Here is a 16,083-nt window from a genome sequence, read left to right on the forward strand (position 1 = left end):
ATCTTAATTACGCTAAACCCCGGCGATCTCAAGATAATGTATTCAGCGCGAACGACTTGGTTGTTAACCACAAGACAGTTGGACATCAACCTTTTGAAATCCATCGGGAGTTAGAGGCAAACATAATGAAAAATAAAACTCAGCCGTACTTAGCTGGCCGCTTCTTCGACAGTATCTCCTCTGGCTTATTCATGATGGCGCTGCCATGGGTCATGCTTTCCGAACCTAACATGGGCACTTTCGTAGCTTTAGTTTCTCTGAGCTGCACCGCGATTTCTTTTCTAGCAACGCCTTTCTTTTCCACTTTAATTGACCGACATTCACGCAAAGTACTACTCGTGCTCAATCAATGGATTCAATCGGGTATGGCTTTGGTGGTGTTCATTGCTTATTGGTTAGGGTTTGAGTCACACTGGTTGCTGGCTTTTGCGCAATTGGTGTATTGGGTTTCGAGTAATTTTGCATGGACGACCAACAACGCCTTCACCCAAGAAAATTATCAGCACCATGAGTATGCGAAAATTTCGGGTCAGCAAGAAATTGTAATGCAATCCACAACCCTCGGAGCTGGCGCGTTGGGTATTGTTTTGCTTGAAATGTGGGGTATGAAAGAGTTTGCTTTGTTTGCGGCCAGCGCCTCTGCGTTAGCAGCGATGTTCTATATTCTGACGCCTTATACCCAACAATTAAGGGCATCAAAATCCGTTGCTTTCATCGCGCAACTCAAAGAGAGCAAACAAATATTCCGTCTCGAACCCCGATTTTATGGCTTTATTCTGCTCTCTTGCCTCTCTTATCCTGCATTGACGTATTTGAGCAAACTGGTGCCGATTTGGTTTTCTGAACAAGGCATCTCTGGCGATTGGTTTGCAGGGTTCAACATCAGTTTTGGCCTCGGCTCGTTGCTAACCGGCTTTATTGTCACCAAAGTGCTAAGCCGTTCCTCCCATAGCCACATTATGTTCGCTTCGATGGTTATGGTCTCTTTTGCGCTTATCGGGATGAGTTTTGCGATGAGCCCGCTGACCATCTTATTGTTTACGGCGCTGTTTGGCGTATTTAACGCGCTAAATCGCATTGCGAGAGTCAACTGGATGCATCACACCGTAGCGGTTCATCAACGAGGTCGCGTCGATGGCGGCATCAGCATGTTTGCCACCACCATTCAATCTCTCAGTTACGTCCTGATTGCAATATTGAGTCATTACGAACTAACACAATACGGTTTTGCAATCGCAGCTGCTGTCATGGTATTAGCAGTGATTTTGATGGGATTACTCAGCCGAGACGTCGAGCCGTTTAACGACCTGCCCCTTCATGCAGCAGCAAAGTGAAGCATAGAAATTGAGAAGTTGAGAAATTGAAAAAGCGAGATAGGAAGGCAACCAACATCGTCTTCCTATTTTTTACGCCAGCACTTTTGCCTCTATCGCTTATCAGCAAGGTTGGGTATTCTGAGGTGACCAACATGAGCAGAGAGAAATCGCAGTGAACTTAAGGCAATTAGAAGTCTTTTACGCCATTATGCAAGCAGGAACGGTGTCAGGCGCGGCTCGCTTACTGCACGTTTCCCAACCTAATGTCACTCGAGTTCTCGCCCATACAGAACAACAACTGAGCTTCGCTTTATTTGAGCGTGTAAAGGGCCGTCTCGTTCCAACTCAAGAAGCCAAAGCCTTATTGCCAGAGGCTGAAAAAGTCTATCAACAACTCGGACAATTTCGCTCTCTGACCAACAAAGTCAAACAGGGAACTCAACATTTACGAGTCGGTGCTCCGCCTGTTTTGGCCGCACACTTGTTAGCGCCGACTGTCGCGTTGCTGTCGAAAGAGCACGGCATCTCCTTTGAGCTCTCAACGGCTAATCGCGATGAGCTGTGCTCAGGTTTACTGAAACATGAACTGGATGTCGCCATTGCGTTCGGTGAAGAAACGCCACCAGCGATCATGGGACACATGTTATTAAAAGAAAACTTGGCGCTAATTGCCCCTAAAAGCGCAGCGATACCCACAGAAAAAACCGTCACTTTAGAAGAACTCATCAGTCACGATTTACCCATTATCGGTTTAGATAGCCGAGACCCTCTGGGCTTGCTGTTACATCAAACCTTGTCAGCGCGTGACGAGCATTATCAACATGCCATTACCGTCCGCAGCTACTCCGCGGCGGCTGAACTGGTGAAAAACGAAGCAGGATTCGCGATTGTAGACCCTTGGACTGCAAAACAATATCGCCAAGATAATGCCGTTTCCGTGCATGCTTTGGAGCCAAATATGTCCTTCTCCGTCTCTATTTTATTCGCAGAGCACACACCTCAATCCATTGCGACAAAGCAATTTATCACCGCCCTAAAACAACAGATGGGTTAAAGGTATAACCTGAAGTTATACCTGCCTAACAAATAAGCATTCGGTTTCCTAAATCAGTCTGGCTACATTAATGAGCAATAACGATGACGAAGGGAACCATCATGCAAATTGCTCAACCTTACCTACTCTTTCTTGGCGATGTAACCGATCCACTCGCAGCAAAAACCGCGCGTGGCATATACCAATGGCGACCTGAGATTTGTCTTGGCCAAATCCGCCTGACGCCAGAAACCGTATCGCTTGGTTTAACCGACATGACACTACAACAAGCGCAGCAGCAAGGAGCAAAAACGCTGGTGCTCGGCACGGCAAATCCAGGAGGCGTCATTCCCGAAGCTTGGCAAGCAACCTTACTTGAAGCGGCAGAGATGGGATTTGAAATTGCATCGGGCATGCACCAACGTTTGGCGGAACTTTCTCCTCTTGCCGATCTAGAACAACGCGGATTAACCAAACTGTATGATGTTCGCCATTATGATGCCCCGCTCAAGGTCGGCAATGGCAAAGCTCGCGCAGGCAAGCGAGTACTTACTGTAGGAACAGATTGCTCCGTTGGCAAAATGTACTCTGCCCTCGCCATTGAGCACACATTAAAGCGTAAAAACTGTCGCGCAGAGTTCAAAGCAACGGGTCAAACTGGAATTCTCATCGCAGGCAGTGGCATTTCAATTGATGCCGTAGTTGCCGATTTTATCTCCGGCGCAGTAGAAACGATCAGTCCTGAGTTCACCGATCACGATTGGGACATCATCGAAGGGCAAGGTTCGTTATTTAACCCTTCGTTTGCTGGCGTAAGTTTGGGATTACTTCACGGCGCACAAGCTGACGCTCTGATACTGTGCCATGAGATTGGTCGCCCGCACATCCGCAACTTACCACATGCGAGCTTGCCAACCATTGAACAAACGATAGAAGCGAATCTGGCCGCTGCTCGCCTAACAAATCCAAACGCTCAATTAGTGGGTATTTGCTTAAACACTTCGGCGCTCAGCGAAGAAGATGCTGCCCAGTTATGCCAGGATTGGAGCGACAAATACCAAGTGCCCGTCACCGACCCTGTACGTTTTGGCGTTGATGCGGTTGCAGATAGGCTCCTTACGATTTAAGAAACATTTACGGTTTAGAAAATAACTGCGGTTTAGGGAAAACTAGTGAGATGAAAATTCATGTAGAACCTGTCACGATTGCCATGGCGACACCATTTCGCATCTCTCGCGGCAGTCGGACAGAGTGCCACGTAGTCCGAGTGACAATTGAACATCGAGGCATGACCGCCCAAGGTGAATGCACGCCATACCCTCGTTATGGTGAATCGGTTGAATCGGTGATTAAGGCGATTTCTCACGCCGCACATGAACTGCAAAGTTTGTATGCCAAAGGCGAAGCTGATGTCATGGTTCTCAAAAGCCAGCTTCAATCGTTATTGCCCGCGGGGGCGGCAAGAAATGCATTGGATTGCGCCCTTTGGCATCTTCACGCGATTTTGAGCCACAAGCAGCAGGTTAACGACCTCTTTACGTTACCAGAGGCGATTGTGACGGCGATGACGGTTTCTATCGACACGCCGCAAGCGATGGCCAAACAGGCGCAAGCTTACGTTAGTCAAGGCGCAAAACTGCTAAAGGTAAAACTGGATGGTGAACACGTACTTGATCGCGTTGCAGCAGTACGCGATGCTGCGCCGCACGCGCAAATTGTTTTAGATGCGAATGAAGCATGGCAAGGCCTCGACCTCGCGACGGTATTTGCTCAACTCGAACCGCTAGATATCACCATGATCGAACAACCGTTGCCACAAGACTGCGATGACGTACTCGCCAGCATTCCGCACCCCATTCCACTTTGCGCCGATGAAAGTTGTCACACCAGAGAGCAATTGCATCAGTTGGTTGGCAAATATGAAATGGTGAATATTAAGCTAGATAAAACTGGCGGGCTCACTGAAGCACTATTATTAGCCGACGACGCCCAAAAACTCGGTTTTAGCCTCATGTCCGGTTGTATGTTGGGGACGTCGCTGGCGATGCGAGCCGCGTTACCTATTGCAACTCAGGCAAGCGTTGTCGATCTTGATGGCCCGGTGCTGCTCGGACAAGATGTAACGCCAAGCTTGGTTTATTGCGACGGCGAAATCGTTCTTTCCAAATAGCCTAAACAATCCAGAGGTTTTGCTCCAAAAGTCAGAACCTCTGAGTTTATGATCTCGATTAAAAGACAATCAGCCCCATCATGAAATAAGTCACATAAATTATATGGTTATTGAGGCATGCTAAGATTCCAGTAGTCCAAGAAGGTGGTCTTATGCATCGAGTCATCCGGAAAATGACGTGGAAAACGAATAGGCGGTAATCCCGCCCTACTCCAATGCAGTGCGTGGGTTTCTATAACAACCCACTTCCTAGCAATTCGTAGGTTTTTCACGCCATCTTGCAAGGAGGCTCTATGCCTATCAACAAAATACGCAATATCGCTTTTGTCGGCCAAACCGGGACCGGTAAAACCACGCTGATAGAAAAACTGCTCTTCACCTGCGATGCCACGCACCATTTAGGCAGCGTAGAAAAAGGCGATACCGTTACCGACTTCGACCCTCAATCCATCCAATATCAACACAGTATTGAAGCAACGCCAGTCGCACTGCGCTGGAATAAACACCGGCTCAATATCATCGACACTCCGGGACAAAACGAGTTACTTGGCCGTACTATCAGCGTTTTTCCTGCCGTTGAAACATCTGCCCTTGTCATCGACCCTCAAACCCCACTTAACCAAACTTCCGATCGCTTATTCACCTTTGCTAAAGAGCAGCAAAAATGTCAGATGATCATCATCAATAAGCTCGATAACCACGGTAATCAGTTAGAAAGATTGATGGAGAACATCGTTGAGCATTTTGGGGACCACTGCTTGCCGATCAACTTACCTTCGGCTGACGGGGAATCTGTAGTTGACTGCTATTTCGAACCAGAATTGGGACGAGAAACCTTACTTGCAACGGTAGATGAAGCTCATGAGACCTTAATTGACCAAGTCATCGAAGTCGATGAAGAACTGATGGAACTGTATCTGGAACAAGGCTCCGAACTCACCGCAGAGCAACTGCATGATCCGTTTGAAGAAGCACTGAGAACTGGACATGTGATTCCGGTCTGTTTTGTCTCAGCACAAACCGGCACGGGCGTCGAGTTGCTGCTGCGCACCTTGGCGGAGATCATGCCCATGCCAAACGAGGGTAACCCTCCTCAACTGGAAAAGAACGGCAAAAAAATCAAAGTAAATTGCGAAACCTTAGAGCACACCGTCGCACACGTGTACAAAGTCAGCGTCGACCCATATATGGGAAAACTTGCCTACTTACGTGTGTATCAGGGGGAAATCAATGCGGGCAGCCAGCTTTATATTGGCGAAAGCAACAAGGCATTTAAAGTTGGGCACTTATATCAACTGCAGGGCAAAGATAGAACCGAGATCCCTCGCGCGCTTGCGGGCGACTTCTGCGTTTTAGCCAAAGTGGATGATCTCGAATTCGATTCAATCGTTCATGACTCTCACGAAGAAGATGGAGTTCAACTCAAAACGTTGGATCTTCCTGACTCCATGTATTCTTTGTGCTTGAAGCCTCTTAAGCGTGGAGATGAGCAAAAATTAGGAGATGTGCTGAATAAAATTGCCAGTGAAGACCCTTCTCTGCGCATCGAACATCGCGCTCGCACCAACGAAACCATCATCAGCGGCCAAGGGGAGTTTCACCTCAAAGTCGCATTAGAAAAGATGGCGAACGTGTACAAACTGGACGTCGAAACCTGCCAACCAAGCGTCGAATACTTTGAAACCATCACCAAACCTGCCGAAGGGCATTATCGACACAAAAAACAAAGTGGCGGTGCAGGTCAGTTTGGTGAAGTGCAATTGAAGGTTCGTCCACTCGAACGTGGCGCCGGATTTAAGTTCATCAACAAAGTGGTGGGTGGCGCAATTCCAACCGCGCTCATTCCTGCTGTAGAAAAAGGTATTTTGCAAGCGTTAGAGGAAGGCGCGATTTCTGGCAACCCAATTAAGGATGTGGAAGTCACCGTTTATGACGGTAAATATCACTCCGTCGATTCGAAAGAAATTGCGTTTGTCATCGCAGGTAAGAAAGCGTTTTTAAATGCGATTAACAACGCCGATCCTATTGTGCTAGAACCCATTGTCCAGATGGAACTGCACATCCCAACCGCGAATGTTGGCGATGTTTCTGGTGATTTATCTGGCAACCGAGGCTTAATCGAAGGCTCCGAGCCAATCGACAGCAGCTTCACCTTACTCAGAGCCAAGTCACCTGTAAACGAGCTGCAAGATTACGCTCGTCGATTACGCTCTATCACTGGTGGTGAAGGCAGCTTTAGTATGACCTTAAGCCATTACGAGCCTGCGCCACCAGCAGTGCAAAAACAGGTCTGCCAAGGCAGTACACAACAAGGTTAATTCCCTAAGATTCAAATCAATCACATAAACAAAAAAGCGCCCTCATTTTGAGGGCGCTTTTAGGTAAAAGAAAAATTATTTATCGAGAGACAAACCTATCTGACTGATTTTGCTTTCAAACTCTTCGATGCTGTTCGCTTTGTAAGTCGGAGCACCGTTAAAGTAGCGCGGTTTCTCTGGCAGCATCGCATTTTTCAGCTCTTGTTCTTGATCGATATTGTCATGGTAAACCGTTACACGATTTGGAATATCCTGCTTCATTACAGCCATTTTGGTTCTCCTTTATTAAGACGAATAGTAAGCGTAGAACGAATTTATCGGAGTACAGGCGAGACTGTGTAAAATTTAGACACTCACAGCAAAATCATATTTAAACAGTTGCATTTAATATTTTTGAGGCACTTTGTCGTGGCTATTGGCAAACGTGAGTGCAGCGATTAAGGTGAGCTCTCTCTACATGAAGACAGGAAGTCCGGTGTCGCAACAAGAACTCAACCAAATGGGCAGTGCCAAAGTTTTTCTCATCGAAAAAGATGGCGTCCAAGTAATAGAAAAACGTAACCCTACTCAAATAGAAGTGGCGTTTTATCAACGCTATGCCGAGCAGTTTAACGCGCTTGGAATACACGTACCGCGCTTGATTCAACTCGACGACCAGAAAAACGTTCTGTACATTGAATACGTTCCCCACGCAGTCGAGCAAGCATTCTTACTTGAAGATGATCGAGTCATTGAACAACTCGTCAAACTGCACCAACTTCCACCAATATCAGATGGTATTTATCACCGCCACCAGTGGACACCACAAGCGACTCAACAAGCACTCACTACACTTAAACTGGGCTCAGAGACAGAACAGTTCTTCCACCAGCTACAACAACGATCGGCGCACCTTTTCGATGGGCAGAACTTGATCTCCGGAGACACGAATGCAGGAAACTGGGGACAGCGTAGAAATGGCGAGCTGGTGCTGTTCGACTGGGAGCGCTTTTCTACAGGGCATGTCGCGATAGATTTAGCGCCGCTCATCGAGGGCATGGGCACATTTGATGATTACTTGAAGGTGGCAGGCAAGTATGTAAAGTGCGCCGAGAAAGGTGAAACAACAGAATTGGCGCGCGATATCGGATTAGCAAAAGCGTGGATCGTCGTCGAGGTAGTCAACATACTGGTCTCCAGAAAAAATCCGCAGACCAGCAAATATTTGGACTGGTTTCGACGAACCTTGCCGCAATGGGCCAAAAGCCTTAGCGCTCAGGTGATGAGTTAGGCTCTGAGATTTGATATAAACGCCTTTCAGGTTCTGCGCATGAGGTTTCGCAGTTGCATACTTTATCAACACCGACGTTGTTTAAACCGCCGCAACTTCCTTGAATACGCTTGTTATGAAAAATGACGCCAAGTGACATCAACAAAATGATTGCGAGAAAACCAAGAAAGGTAAATAACCAAACCATATTAACCTGCCTTATTAGCCATCGACTCTAGCTTAAGTATAGCAGGGCTAGATGTTGCTTTGAGTAGCGCCTTAGGTCTTGCCAACAAGGAGGGTTTTGATTTTTGGCCACCACAACCACAGGAGCCGCAGCCGCCTTTTTGTTTGTGAACACTTTTCTTATGATTGTTTGATGGGCGTCCTTGAGAGGGCTCAATCAAAGGCTCTCTTGGAACCGCAAGCACATCTTCCAAGGAACTACGAGTAGACAGCCTAAATACTGGCGTGCCACTGCTAAGTAGCTTTGCCAATACACGTTCACCAATATTTCGCACAAGAACAGCATCCACATTGTACCCTTGTAGAGACTGAATCAACTGAGACTTCGCATTGCAACCCGCTTGTGGCATAGAAGCAATGTTCGCTAAGTTTTTTAGCATACCGTCAGTATCAGAATAAATAGCGATGTATGGTGCTTTTACAAAGTGGTTTGCCACCCGCTCACCATCATTAGGAATAGCATAAATCATAAGTTTGACTCCTCATTCGGAAAAACTAATGCATGACCTTCAACTAAACTTTTTGCGACTTTCAATCTTGCACTTTTTACTGTGTTACCAAAAGTTTGTCTAGAAACGCCCATCTGCTCCGCAGCTTGCTGCTGGCTAAGCCCCTCTAAGTCGGCTAAACGTAGCGCTTCTAACTCTTCTGGTAATATGGCGACTTGCTCCAACTGATTAAATGGAATGCCATTGGGCTTAAAGCAGTGGTGAGCCGCACGTCCGCATATTCGTCTTTCTATCTTTGGTCTTGCCATCATTGTCCCTCAAAAACACAGAGTCAAATTACGCCTTAAACTGGCATATGCCAATAACATTTTTAGCATATGCCAATAAACTAAGTTTGCAAAAATCAACACGACAAATACGTAATACATCAGCATTAATTAGACATCTAATAATTTAGGAATTTTGATGATAAACGAACAAAAAGATCAATTCTAATTAACCGGATAATAAAAACGTTAGTTTGCGCAGATTTTTCATACAAATACACGCTAATGTGTTCATTTTATTGAAGAAGAAAAACTATAATCCAAGCAAATCATTAGTTTGAACACTAATGATTGTTTTATTTAAAAGGATGTATACCTAAGGAACGAAAAAGAGAAGTTTGACGACATTGGCCTGAGCTTAAAGGGTAATACTTTCGATACAGAACCTGTCGAACGACCATTACTTGGCCTAGGTGCCCTACTCTTCTTGCCAAATTAAGTTTCTTGAGAGCGCTTAGGTATATCAGAAAAAGGAAGTACATATGTCTGACTCAAATTGGCTCAGCGAATTCCCGGAAATGGATGCCTCTGATCTCAGGGCGATTCGCAAAACACTCGACGGCGCCTATAGAGATTTCTCTCGCGAGTATGGTGAACTCATTGAGTCTCTGTTTGATCCGCTCCTTGCTTTTCTTGTCTGGTTTGAAAAACTTCTGATTTCTACACCTTGGTTCATTATTTTAGGTGTCTGCACCACTCTCGTTTATGCCGCCAGCCGCTCTTGGAAACTGGCCGCTGCATGTTTTGGTTCGCTGATTCTGATTGGCTATTTTGGAATGTGGGAAGACACTATGCGCACGCTCAGTATCATCACTGTATGTACTATGCTTGCCATAGCACTTGGTATCCCTATCGGCATCGCTATGGCGCGCTCTAATCGTATTCAGTCGGTGGTAACACCATTACTCGACGTCATGCAGACCATGCCGGCATTTGTGTATCTCATTCCAGTTGTGATGTTATTGGGCATCGGGAAAATTCCTGGCCTTATTGCAGTAGTGATCTACGCGATTCCACCGGTTATTCGTTTAACCAATTTGGGCATTCGTCTAGTTGATAAAGAAGTATTGGAAGCCGCAACCGCATTTGGTGCCAGCACTCGGCAACGGCTTTTTGGGGTTCAGCTTCCGCTTGCAATGCCAACCATCATGGCGGGAATTAACCAAACGATCATGATGGCACTGTCAATGGTGGTCATCGCATCAATGATTGGGGTAAAAGGTTTAGGTCAGCCTGTTCTAAAGTCTATTACCAATCAATATTTCACTCTTGGTCTTCTCAATGGTTTAGCAATTGTCGCCCTAGCAATCCTTTTTGATCGTGCTTCGCAAGCGTATGCGAAACGCACTCAAGCTCATTTAGGAGACTCAAAACATGACTAGTCCACTTATCGAAATCAGCGGTCTGTATAAAATCTTCGGCCCCAAGCCCAATAGCGTGATTGAGCGCGTTAAGTTGGGACATAGTAAAGAGCAGGTTTTAGCGGAAACGGGCCACACGGTCGGACTAAAAGACATCAACCTGCAAATTCAAAAGGGTGAAATTTTTGTCATTATGGGATTATCCGGTTCTGGAAAATCCACCATGATTCGCCACTTCAACCGATTAATCGATCCAACCATGGGGCAGATTTTGGTAGAAGGGGTGGATGTCATGCAACTTTCTAACAAAGAGCTTGAACAGTTTCGCCGTCACAAGATGTCTATGGTGTTCCAACGCTTTGGCTTGCTGCCTCATCGCACTGTTATCGACAACATCGCATATGGTTTGGAAGTTCAGGGAATGAATAAAGAGGCGCGCTTAGAAAAAGCAAATGAATGGTTAGAAACCGTTGGACTGACGGGTTATGAGCACCAGTATCCTGCTCAACTATCGGGTGGACAGCAACAGCGTGTGGGCCTTGCACGGGCACTGGCTACCGACGCCGAAATACTGTTGATGGACGAGGCTTTCTCGGCATTGGACCCTCTGATTCGGAGCGAAATGCAAGATCAGCTGGTAGAGCTGCAACAGAAGCTGCACAAAACCATTATTTTCATTACTCATGATTTAGATGAAGCGCTTCGACTTGGCGATCGCATCGCGATTCTTAAAGACGGTGAACTTGTCCAACAAGGTTCACCGGACGAAATCTTACTGCATCCTGCCGATGAGTACGTTGAAGCCTTTGTAAAAGACGTCAATAGAGCGCGAGCACTGACGGTCGAAACGCTGATGCAGCCACCTTCGTACTGTGTTCGCGCTGAAACCATTGAAGATGCGCTGAGTGAAATGAAACGTGTTAAACGTGATTATGCCTACCATGAGACCAATGCAGGCTATCAAGGCGTGATAACACAGCAAGGATTGCTAAACGCAGCGAAGTTAACTCATATATCAGATTGGCGTGATGATATCTATGAAGAGGTGCCTATCATCTCTCCACATTTAGCCATTGAGCAAGTGCTGACTGAAGTCATGTCGTGTGAACATTCACTGCCCGTCATCGATGAGCACGGCCATTTGAAAGGCGAATTAAATCGTCAGGTTATTGCGGAGCTGTTTTCTGATCAACGAAGCACAAAACGAGGCACTTCACGCTCAAGCTTCAATAACGTTTCTTAGATGATGTTGATAATACAGCTCACAACAATGTGGGCTGTTATCAATTAACTCACTCCCACTCCCCTTTTTAGATATTTATCTGTGGGCTCAAGCTTGATACCCAAAGCAACATTTACATTGTTCTGATTTTCCTGACAATTTCATGCTCATATCCGGTTTTATTGACATAGTTAGATCATTCTATTGCTTTTTGATGACGCAAATCCTCGATAAATGTCTACTATTACTCTCATACAAAATCTTGATTTAAAGAGGGATAAAATGAAAAAGACAATGTTGGCACTAACAGGCGCGGTAATCATTCTTGCAGGCTGTCAAGATGAGAAACCTGCCGAAACAAGCGCAGTTGAAGTACCTCAGGCAACGGAAACTGAAGTCACCACCAGTGCAGACGTTACGACTGAGACAATTGACACGTTACCAGTAGAAGAAGAACAGGTAATTACTGAAGAGACATTTGTAGACTCTGAACACAACGCACAAAGTGCTCTGGACTGGAACGGCACCTACAAAGGAACACTACCTTGCGCGGATTGTGCTGGTATCGATATGACAATCACACTAAATCAAGATGGCACTTACGTACTTGAAGAAAGCTACCAAGACAAAGAAGACGGTCAATCAAAATCTGAAGGTCAATTCACTTGGGACGCAAATGGCAGCATCGTAACGTTGACAAATGAAGATGCACCAAACCAATACTTTGTTGGTGAAAACGTACTTATGAAGCTAGACATGAATGGCGAAAAAGTAACGGGTGACCTAGCACCACTATACAACTTAACGAAACAGTAAGAAGTTAGTATCAATACCTGATAAATACCTCAAATCCGAGCCACCCCAGCTCGGATTTTTCGTTATTTTAACGAAAGCTATTCCAGCAACCTTTCTATTCTGAAGCAACATTCTGCTTCTTACCCTGATTGTTCATTACATTTCCATACGCTTTGCCGATAGATGCTTACAACATCATTTTGTACAGTGTTCAAAACAAAACAGAACAACTCGGAAAAATGATGAAAAAAACATTAATTGCACTACTTACTTTGACAGCTGCTGGCTCAGCTTTCGCTGGCGATACTTACATTCGTAACGGTAACATCTACAACAACGAAGGCGGTTGGAACGTAGAAGCTGGTGTGGCTCAAGGCAGCGATCTTTTCAAAGATCAAAAGCATAATACAGCACCAATTCTCAACGGTGGTTACCATGGTGACGACTTTAATGCCGACCTAAGTGGCATTAACTACCGCTTCTTCGGTAACACCAATGAGTTAATCAACATGAGTGCCTACCTTGTAGGTAGCGGTGTAATGCGCGACGGTGATACAGCGAAAAGCCTAAAAGGCACAGATAAACGCCGTTTCGCCGTCGATCTAGGTTTAAACGCAGACTTTACACTGGATCAAAACAACGTCATTTCTACGTACCTTCAGCACGATATCAGTGGTGCTTACAAAGGTTACTTAGCGGGCGCGACTTACTTCCACATCATGAAATTCGGTAGTGTTGATTTTGTTCCTTTTGCTAACCTAACTTATCAAAGTGAAGACTACGTAGATTATTACTTTGGTGTAAAACAACGCGAAGCAAACGCAAACCGCAAAGCATACAAAGGTGATTCAACGGTAAGCTATGGTGTGGGCTACAAACTTGTTATGCCAATCAACGACAACTGGCAAGTAAGCCAAATGACACAATACACGCGCCTAGGCAGCGGTATCAGCGACTCTTCTATCGTTGATAGTGCAAACCAATGGGTTGTTGGCGCAAGTGTGTCGTACAACTTCTAATCCGACACGCCCTTATAAAGCCATCATTTCGATGGCTTTATGCGTTGGACATTTGCATCATCTTGCACACAGACGTTAGTGTGAATGAGCAATCCATAACCTATGTAAGTCGCTATAGCCTGTATTCTTCACCTGCACACCTCGCACTTGCTGTGTTTTTGTCACTTCTTCGTAGCCAACAAACAAAGGCAAATATAGGTACTGATCGCGCAGCGCTTTCTCTAGGTTTAATAAAGACTGCAGCGAGTGATCATCAGCCATCGCCCTGCGAACCTTTTCTCTGTGGCTTAACATCTGGCTTTGATCAAAACTAAAACGCAGTCCAGTTGCTATCGACAGCCATTCGAAGATGCCATATTCAAATGGTGCTTCCATGACTTCCTCAATGAAGAGCAAATCTGCTTGGTGAGACACTACCTCAGGAAAACTAATGTCATCAATAACGACGATCTCCAACTCCAATCCCGTTGCACGAATCACACTGTGCAACCATTCGGAATGACGAATTAAACTCGGTATCGTCCAGACAGGTTCAGCTAATACCACTTTACCTTTCAGTTTAGGTATCACACCACCATCTGTTATTGATAAATCTTGCTCATGAGTCTCTAACTGAATGCTGTCAACGGCACTTGGCGCATCATAAATTCGCTTTTGCACATGGATGTAATCAGCGAGTTGATACCAAGTCTCTTTTGTGAGTTGGGATTCCGCGCGTTCGCGGTAGGTCAGATATGAAAATGCGCTAATTTTTTCCACTTCAACGTGATCGGAGCTTTGGTTAAAGCTCAACATATTTAAGGTTTTAACATCACCATGAGACAGCGTTATTTGATCTAACAATGCGCGTGCTGAAAAATACTCTTTGTGCGCTTCAAGAGTCATACTCTCCTGGTTCCAGCCGCTGATTTTAAATGGCCCAGTCCCTATGTGGTAGGAATAACTAGAACCGAAAGAGACGACATCTCGACACAGAATAGACGCATGAGGAGTTGCTAGCATGTATGGAAACAACTTGTTCGGATGCTTCAATATGATTTTTAAGCAGTTAGATGTTTCTGCAACCACGCTATCAATGCATTGCCAGAGCTCGTGAACTGGTCCTTTTATCTCCCTGAGTCTTTCTATACTCCAAACCACATCCTGTATGTTAAGGGGCTCGCCATCATGGCGATATATGCCTGGCCGCAACCATAACGTCATTACCTTGCCTTCCATTTTCCATTCGTGTGCTAACGATGGCTCGATACCACCATTGGAATTTTGGGTCAGCAATACATCATAAACGCTTTTCGCGACGTGTAATTCAGTGTGACGGTAAGTATTCGCAGGGTCGATTTTGGATACCCAAGGGTAAGAAGAAATCAAAATAGCGTTATTTGATTCATTCAATCGATTCACTTTTTCAGATGCGATAGTTAGTGCTCTAACCGCGGTTTGACCGAACCAATCAATAAGTTTCGTTATTGAGTTCATTCTTCCTCTGCCAAGCTCCTCAACCAAAAACTCGGTCATCGCTTGTTGGAGGGAAATATTAATACTGAGACGGCTAGCGTTACTTCGGCCAATCGCAGGTTGCCAATCGACCCAATCGTAAGTGGCAAGCTTTTTCATCACAATAGAAACATTGCGCCTCGACGTGCAAATCACCGCTTCTAGCTCAGAAAGCGTAACAAGGTGATACTGGTGAGGTTCAAAGTGCTTTAACAGTAGATCCAGATACCTAAGATTGACATCGTTCACAAAGATTCCTAAGAGTTATTCCAAAGCAAAAAAATAGCACAGGACGCTTAGCAACTAAACTTCCTGTGCTATATCTAAACAAATTCAAAGCTTGGACTCAGCTCGACCAACAGAAGTCAAAAACGTTTACTAAGCCAAGAGGTAACTTGAATAAGTATTCTTAGAAACGGTAGCTCATACCTACAGAGAACACATTGATGTCTGCATCAACCGTTACTTTTTCATTGCCAAATTTCGCAATGTCTAGCTCAGGCATCATGTATTCCCATTCAACTTGTAGAGCAAAGTTTTCAGTAATAGCGAACTCTGCGCCTAAACCGTACATGCCTGTTACAGTGCTGTCAGAAATGGTGGTATGGCCTGCGCTACCGTCAATCACAGAGTTGCTAATTTTGAATTCAGCATTGAAGTAAGAAAGACCAGCTTTAGCAAAAAGGTTGAAACGATCGCCAATCGGTAGAGTCGCTTTTGGCTGAATCGATAGATACTTCATATCACCAACAGTAACAACTTTGCCGTCTAAAGCATCGTAGCCACCAATGGCTGCTTCTAGAGAAATGTATTCGTTGAATTTGTAACCACCGAATACTTTGCCTGAAAGGCTTGAGTCATCTTCAAGTTTAAGTTTAGTGCTAGCGTTAGTACCACCACCATTGATAGAGCCATTAACATCACCAAACGATGCTTGACCTACAGATGCACCAACGTAAGGAGCTGCGTTTGCAACAGAACATGTTGCTAGAAGGGCTGTCATTAGCCATGTTTTTTTAAACATTGTATTTCACTGCCTGTTAATTATTGAGGTTGTGTTTTGCCCATCCTTAAGCATGCCATGC

Annotated in this window: 16 protein-coding genes; 10 read left to right on the plus strand and 6 right to left on the minus strand. The window is 45.3% G+C overall.

The genetic code is table 11. The annotated features are described in order from the left end of the window. Window positions 1-125 precede the first annotated feature (125 nt). From CAG68_RS04425 to fusA, 5 genes are all read left to right on the plus strand, one after another. Window positions 126-1,334 carry an MFS transporter gene (locus tag CAG68_RS04425; protein WP_042523295.1) on the plus strand — a complete coding sequence of 403 codons (1,209 nt, stop codon included), beginning with the start codon at window positions 126-128 and terminating at the stop codon, window positions 1,332-1,334. 154 nt (window positions 1,335-1,488) lie between these two features. Then, window positions 1,489-2,370: a LysR family transcriptional regulator gene (locus CAG68_RS04430; protein ID WP_005373905.1), complete on the plus strand. Its 882-nt coding sequence runs from the start codon at window positions 1,489-1,491 to the stop codon at window positions 2,368-2,370. A gap of 101 nt (window positions 2,371-2,471) precedes the next feature. Further along, window positions 2,472-3,476: an N-acetyltransferase DgcN gene (gene dgcN / locus CAG68_RS04435; RefSeq protein ID WP_005373907.1), complete on the plus strand. Its 1,005-nt coding sequence runs from the start codon at window positions 2,472-2,474 to the stop codon at window positions 3,474-3,476. Between the two features lie 50 nt (window positions 3,477-3,526). Then, window positions 3,527-4,519 (plus strand): N-acetyl-D-Glu racemase DgcA, encoded by a 993-nt coding sequence (gene dgcA, locus CAG68_RS04440; protein ID WP_054729938.1) that lies wholly within the window; start codon window positions 3,527-3,529, stop codon window positions 4,517-4,519. Window positions 4,520-4,812: 293 nt separating this feature from the next. After that, the gene (gene fusA / locus CAG68_RS04445) at window positions 4,813-6,837 is read left to right on the plus strand and encodes an elongation factor G (protein ID WP_054729939.1); all 2,025 of its coding nucleotides are present in this window, start codon (window positions 4,813-4,815) and stop codon (window positions 6,835-6,837) included. A gap of 75 nt (window positions 6,838-6,912) precedes the next feature. On the opposite strand, the gene CAG68_RS04450 is transcribed toward fusA, so the two are convergent. Continuing rightward, entirely contained in the window at window positions 6,913-7,107 is a 195-nt protein-coding gene (locus CAG68_RS04450) for a hypothetical protein (RefSeq protein WP_005373920.1), read from the minus strand. Between the two features lie 187 nt (window positions 7,108-7,294). On the opposite strand from CAG68_RS04450, the gene CAG68_RS04455 reads away from it, so the two are divergent. Beyond that, entirely contained in the window at window positions 7,295-8,107 is an 813-nt protein-coding gene (locus tag CAG68_RS04455) for an aminoglycoside phosphotransferase family protein (RefSeq protein WP_161440828.1), read from the plus strand. Here CAG68_RS04455 and nqrM read toward each other — a convergent pair. From nqrM to CAG68_RS04470, 3 genes are read right to left on the minus strand one after another with little or no spacing between them, the layout of a single operon-like run. Then, the gene (gene nqrM, locus CAG68_RS04460; RefSeq protein ID WP_017635136.1) at window positions 8,085-8,294 is read right to left on the minus strand and encodes a (Na+)-NQR maturation NqrM; all 210 of its coding nucleotides are present in this window, start codon (window positions 8,292-8,294) and stop codon (window positions 8,085-8,087) included. The genes CAG68_RS04455 and nqrM overlap by 23 nt on opposite strands. Window position 8,295: 1 nt before the next feature. Then, on the minus strand, window positions 8,296-8,802 hold the full coding sequence (locus tag CAG68_RS04465) for a NifB/NifX family molybdenum-iron cluster-binding protein (protein ID WP_005387209.1): 507 nt from the start codon (window positions 8,800-8,802) through the stop codon (window positions 8,296-8,298). Beyond that, window positions 8,799-9,089, minus strand: a complete 291-nt coding sequence (locus CAG68_RS04470) for a DUF134 domain-containing protein (protein WP_005373924.1) — start codon at window positions 9,087-9,089, stop codon at window positions 8,799-8,801. The genes CAG68_RS04465 and CAG68_RS04470 overlap by 4 nt, the downstream gene beginning before the upstream one ends. Window positions 9,090-9,589: 500 nt before the next feature. Here CAG68_RS04470 and CAG68_RS04475 point away from each other — a divergent pair, with 500 nt between their 5' ends. The 4 genes from CAG68_RS04475 (at window position 9,590) to ompV (ending at window position 13,504) form a co-directional block, all read left to right on the plus strand. Beyond that, window positions 9,590-10,489 carry an ABC transporter permease gene (locus tag CAG68_RS04475; RefSeq protein ID WP_005373926.1) on the plus strand — a complete coding sequence of 300 codons (900 nt, stop codon included), beginning with the start codon at window positions 9,590-9,592 and terminating at the stop codon, window positions 10,487-10,489. Next, complete coding sequence (locus CAG68_RS04480; protein WP_086047542.1) at window positions 10,482-11,711, plus strand: quaternary amine ABC transporter ATP-binding protein; 1,230 nt, start codon at window positions 10,482-10,484, stop codon at window positions 11,709-11,711. Before CAG68_RS04475 ends, CAG68_RS04480 begins: the two co-directional genes overlap by 8 nt. A gap of 261 nt (window positions 11,712-11,972) precedes the next feature. Beyond that, on the plus strand, window positions 11,973-12,506 hold the full coding sequence (locus tag CAG68_RS04485) for a copper resistance protein NlpE (protein WP_005373930.1): 534 nt from the start codon (window positions 11,973-11,975) through the stop codon (window positions 12,504-12,506). Between the two features lie 221 nt (window positions 12,507-12,727). After that, entirely contained in the window at window positions 12,728-13,504 is a 777-nt protein-coding gene (gene ompV / locus CAG68_RS04490; RefSeq protein ID WP_017635134.1) for an outer membrane protein OmpV, read from the plus strand. A 75-nt stretch (window positions 13,505-13,579) separates the two neighbouring features. Here the strand turns inward: ompV and CAG68_RS04495 are convergent, their stop codons facing one another. Both CAG68_RS04495 and CAG68_RS04500 read right to left on the minus strand, forming a co-directional pair. Continuing rightward, on the minus strand, window positions 13,580-15,247 hold the full coding sequence (locus CAG68_RS04495; protein ID WP_054729940.1) for an ABC transporter substrate-binding protein: 1,668 nt from the start codon (window positions 15,245-15,247) through the stop codon (window positions 13,580-13,582). Window positions 15,248-15,407: 160 nt separating this feature from the next. Beyond that, complete coding sequence (locus CAG68_RS04500; RefSeq protein WP_005373936.1) at window positions 15,408-16,022, minus strand: outer membrane beta-barrel protein; 615 nt, start codon at window positions 16,020-16,022, stop codon at window positions 15,408-15,410. Window positions 16,023-16,083: the final 61 nt, after the last annotated feature.

Source organism: Vibrio sp. V42_P2S4T144, from assembly GCF_009904715.1.
Classification (GTDB): Bacteria; Pseudomonadota; Gammaproteobacteria; order Enterobacterales; family Vibrionaceae; genus Vibrio; species Vibrio alginolyticus.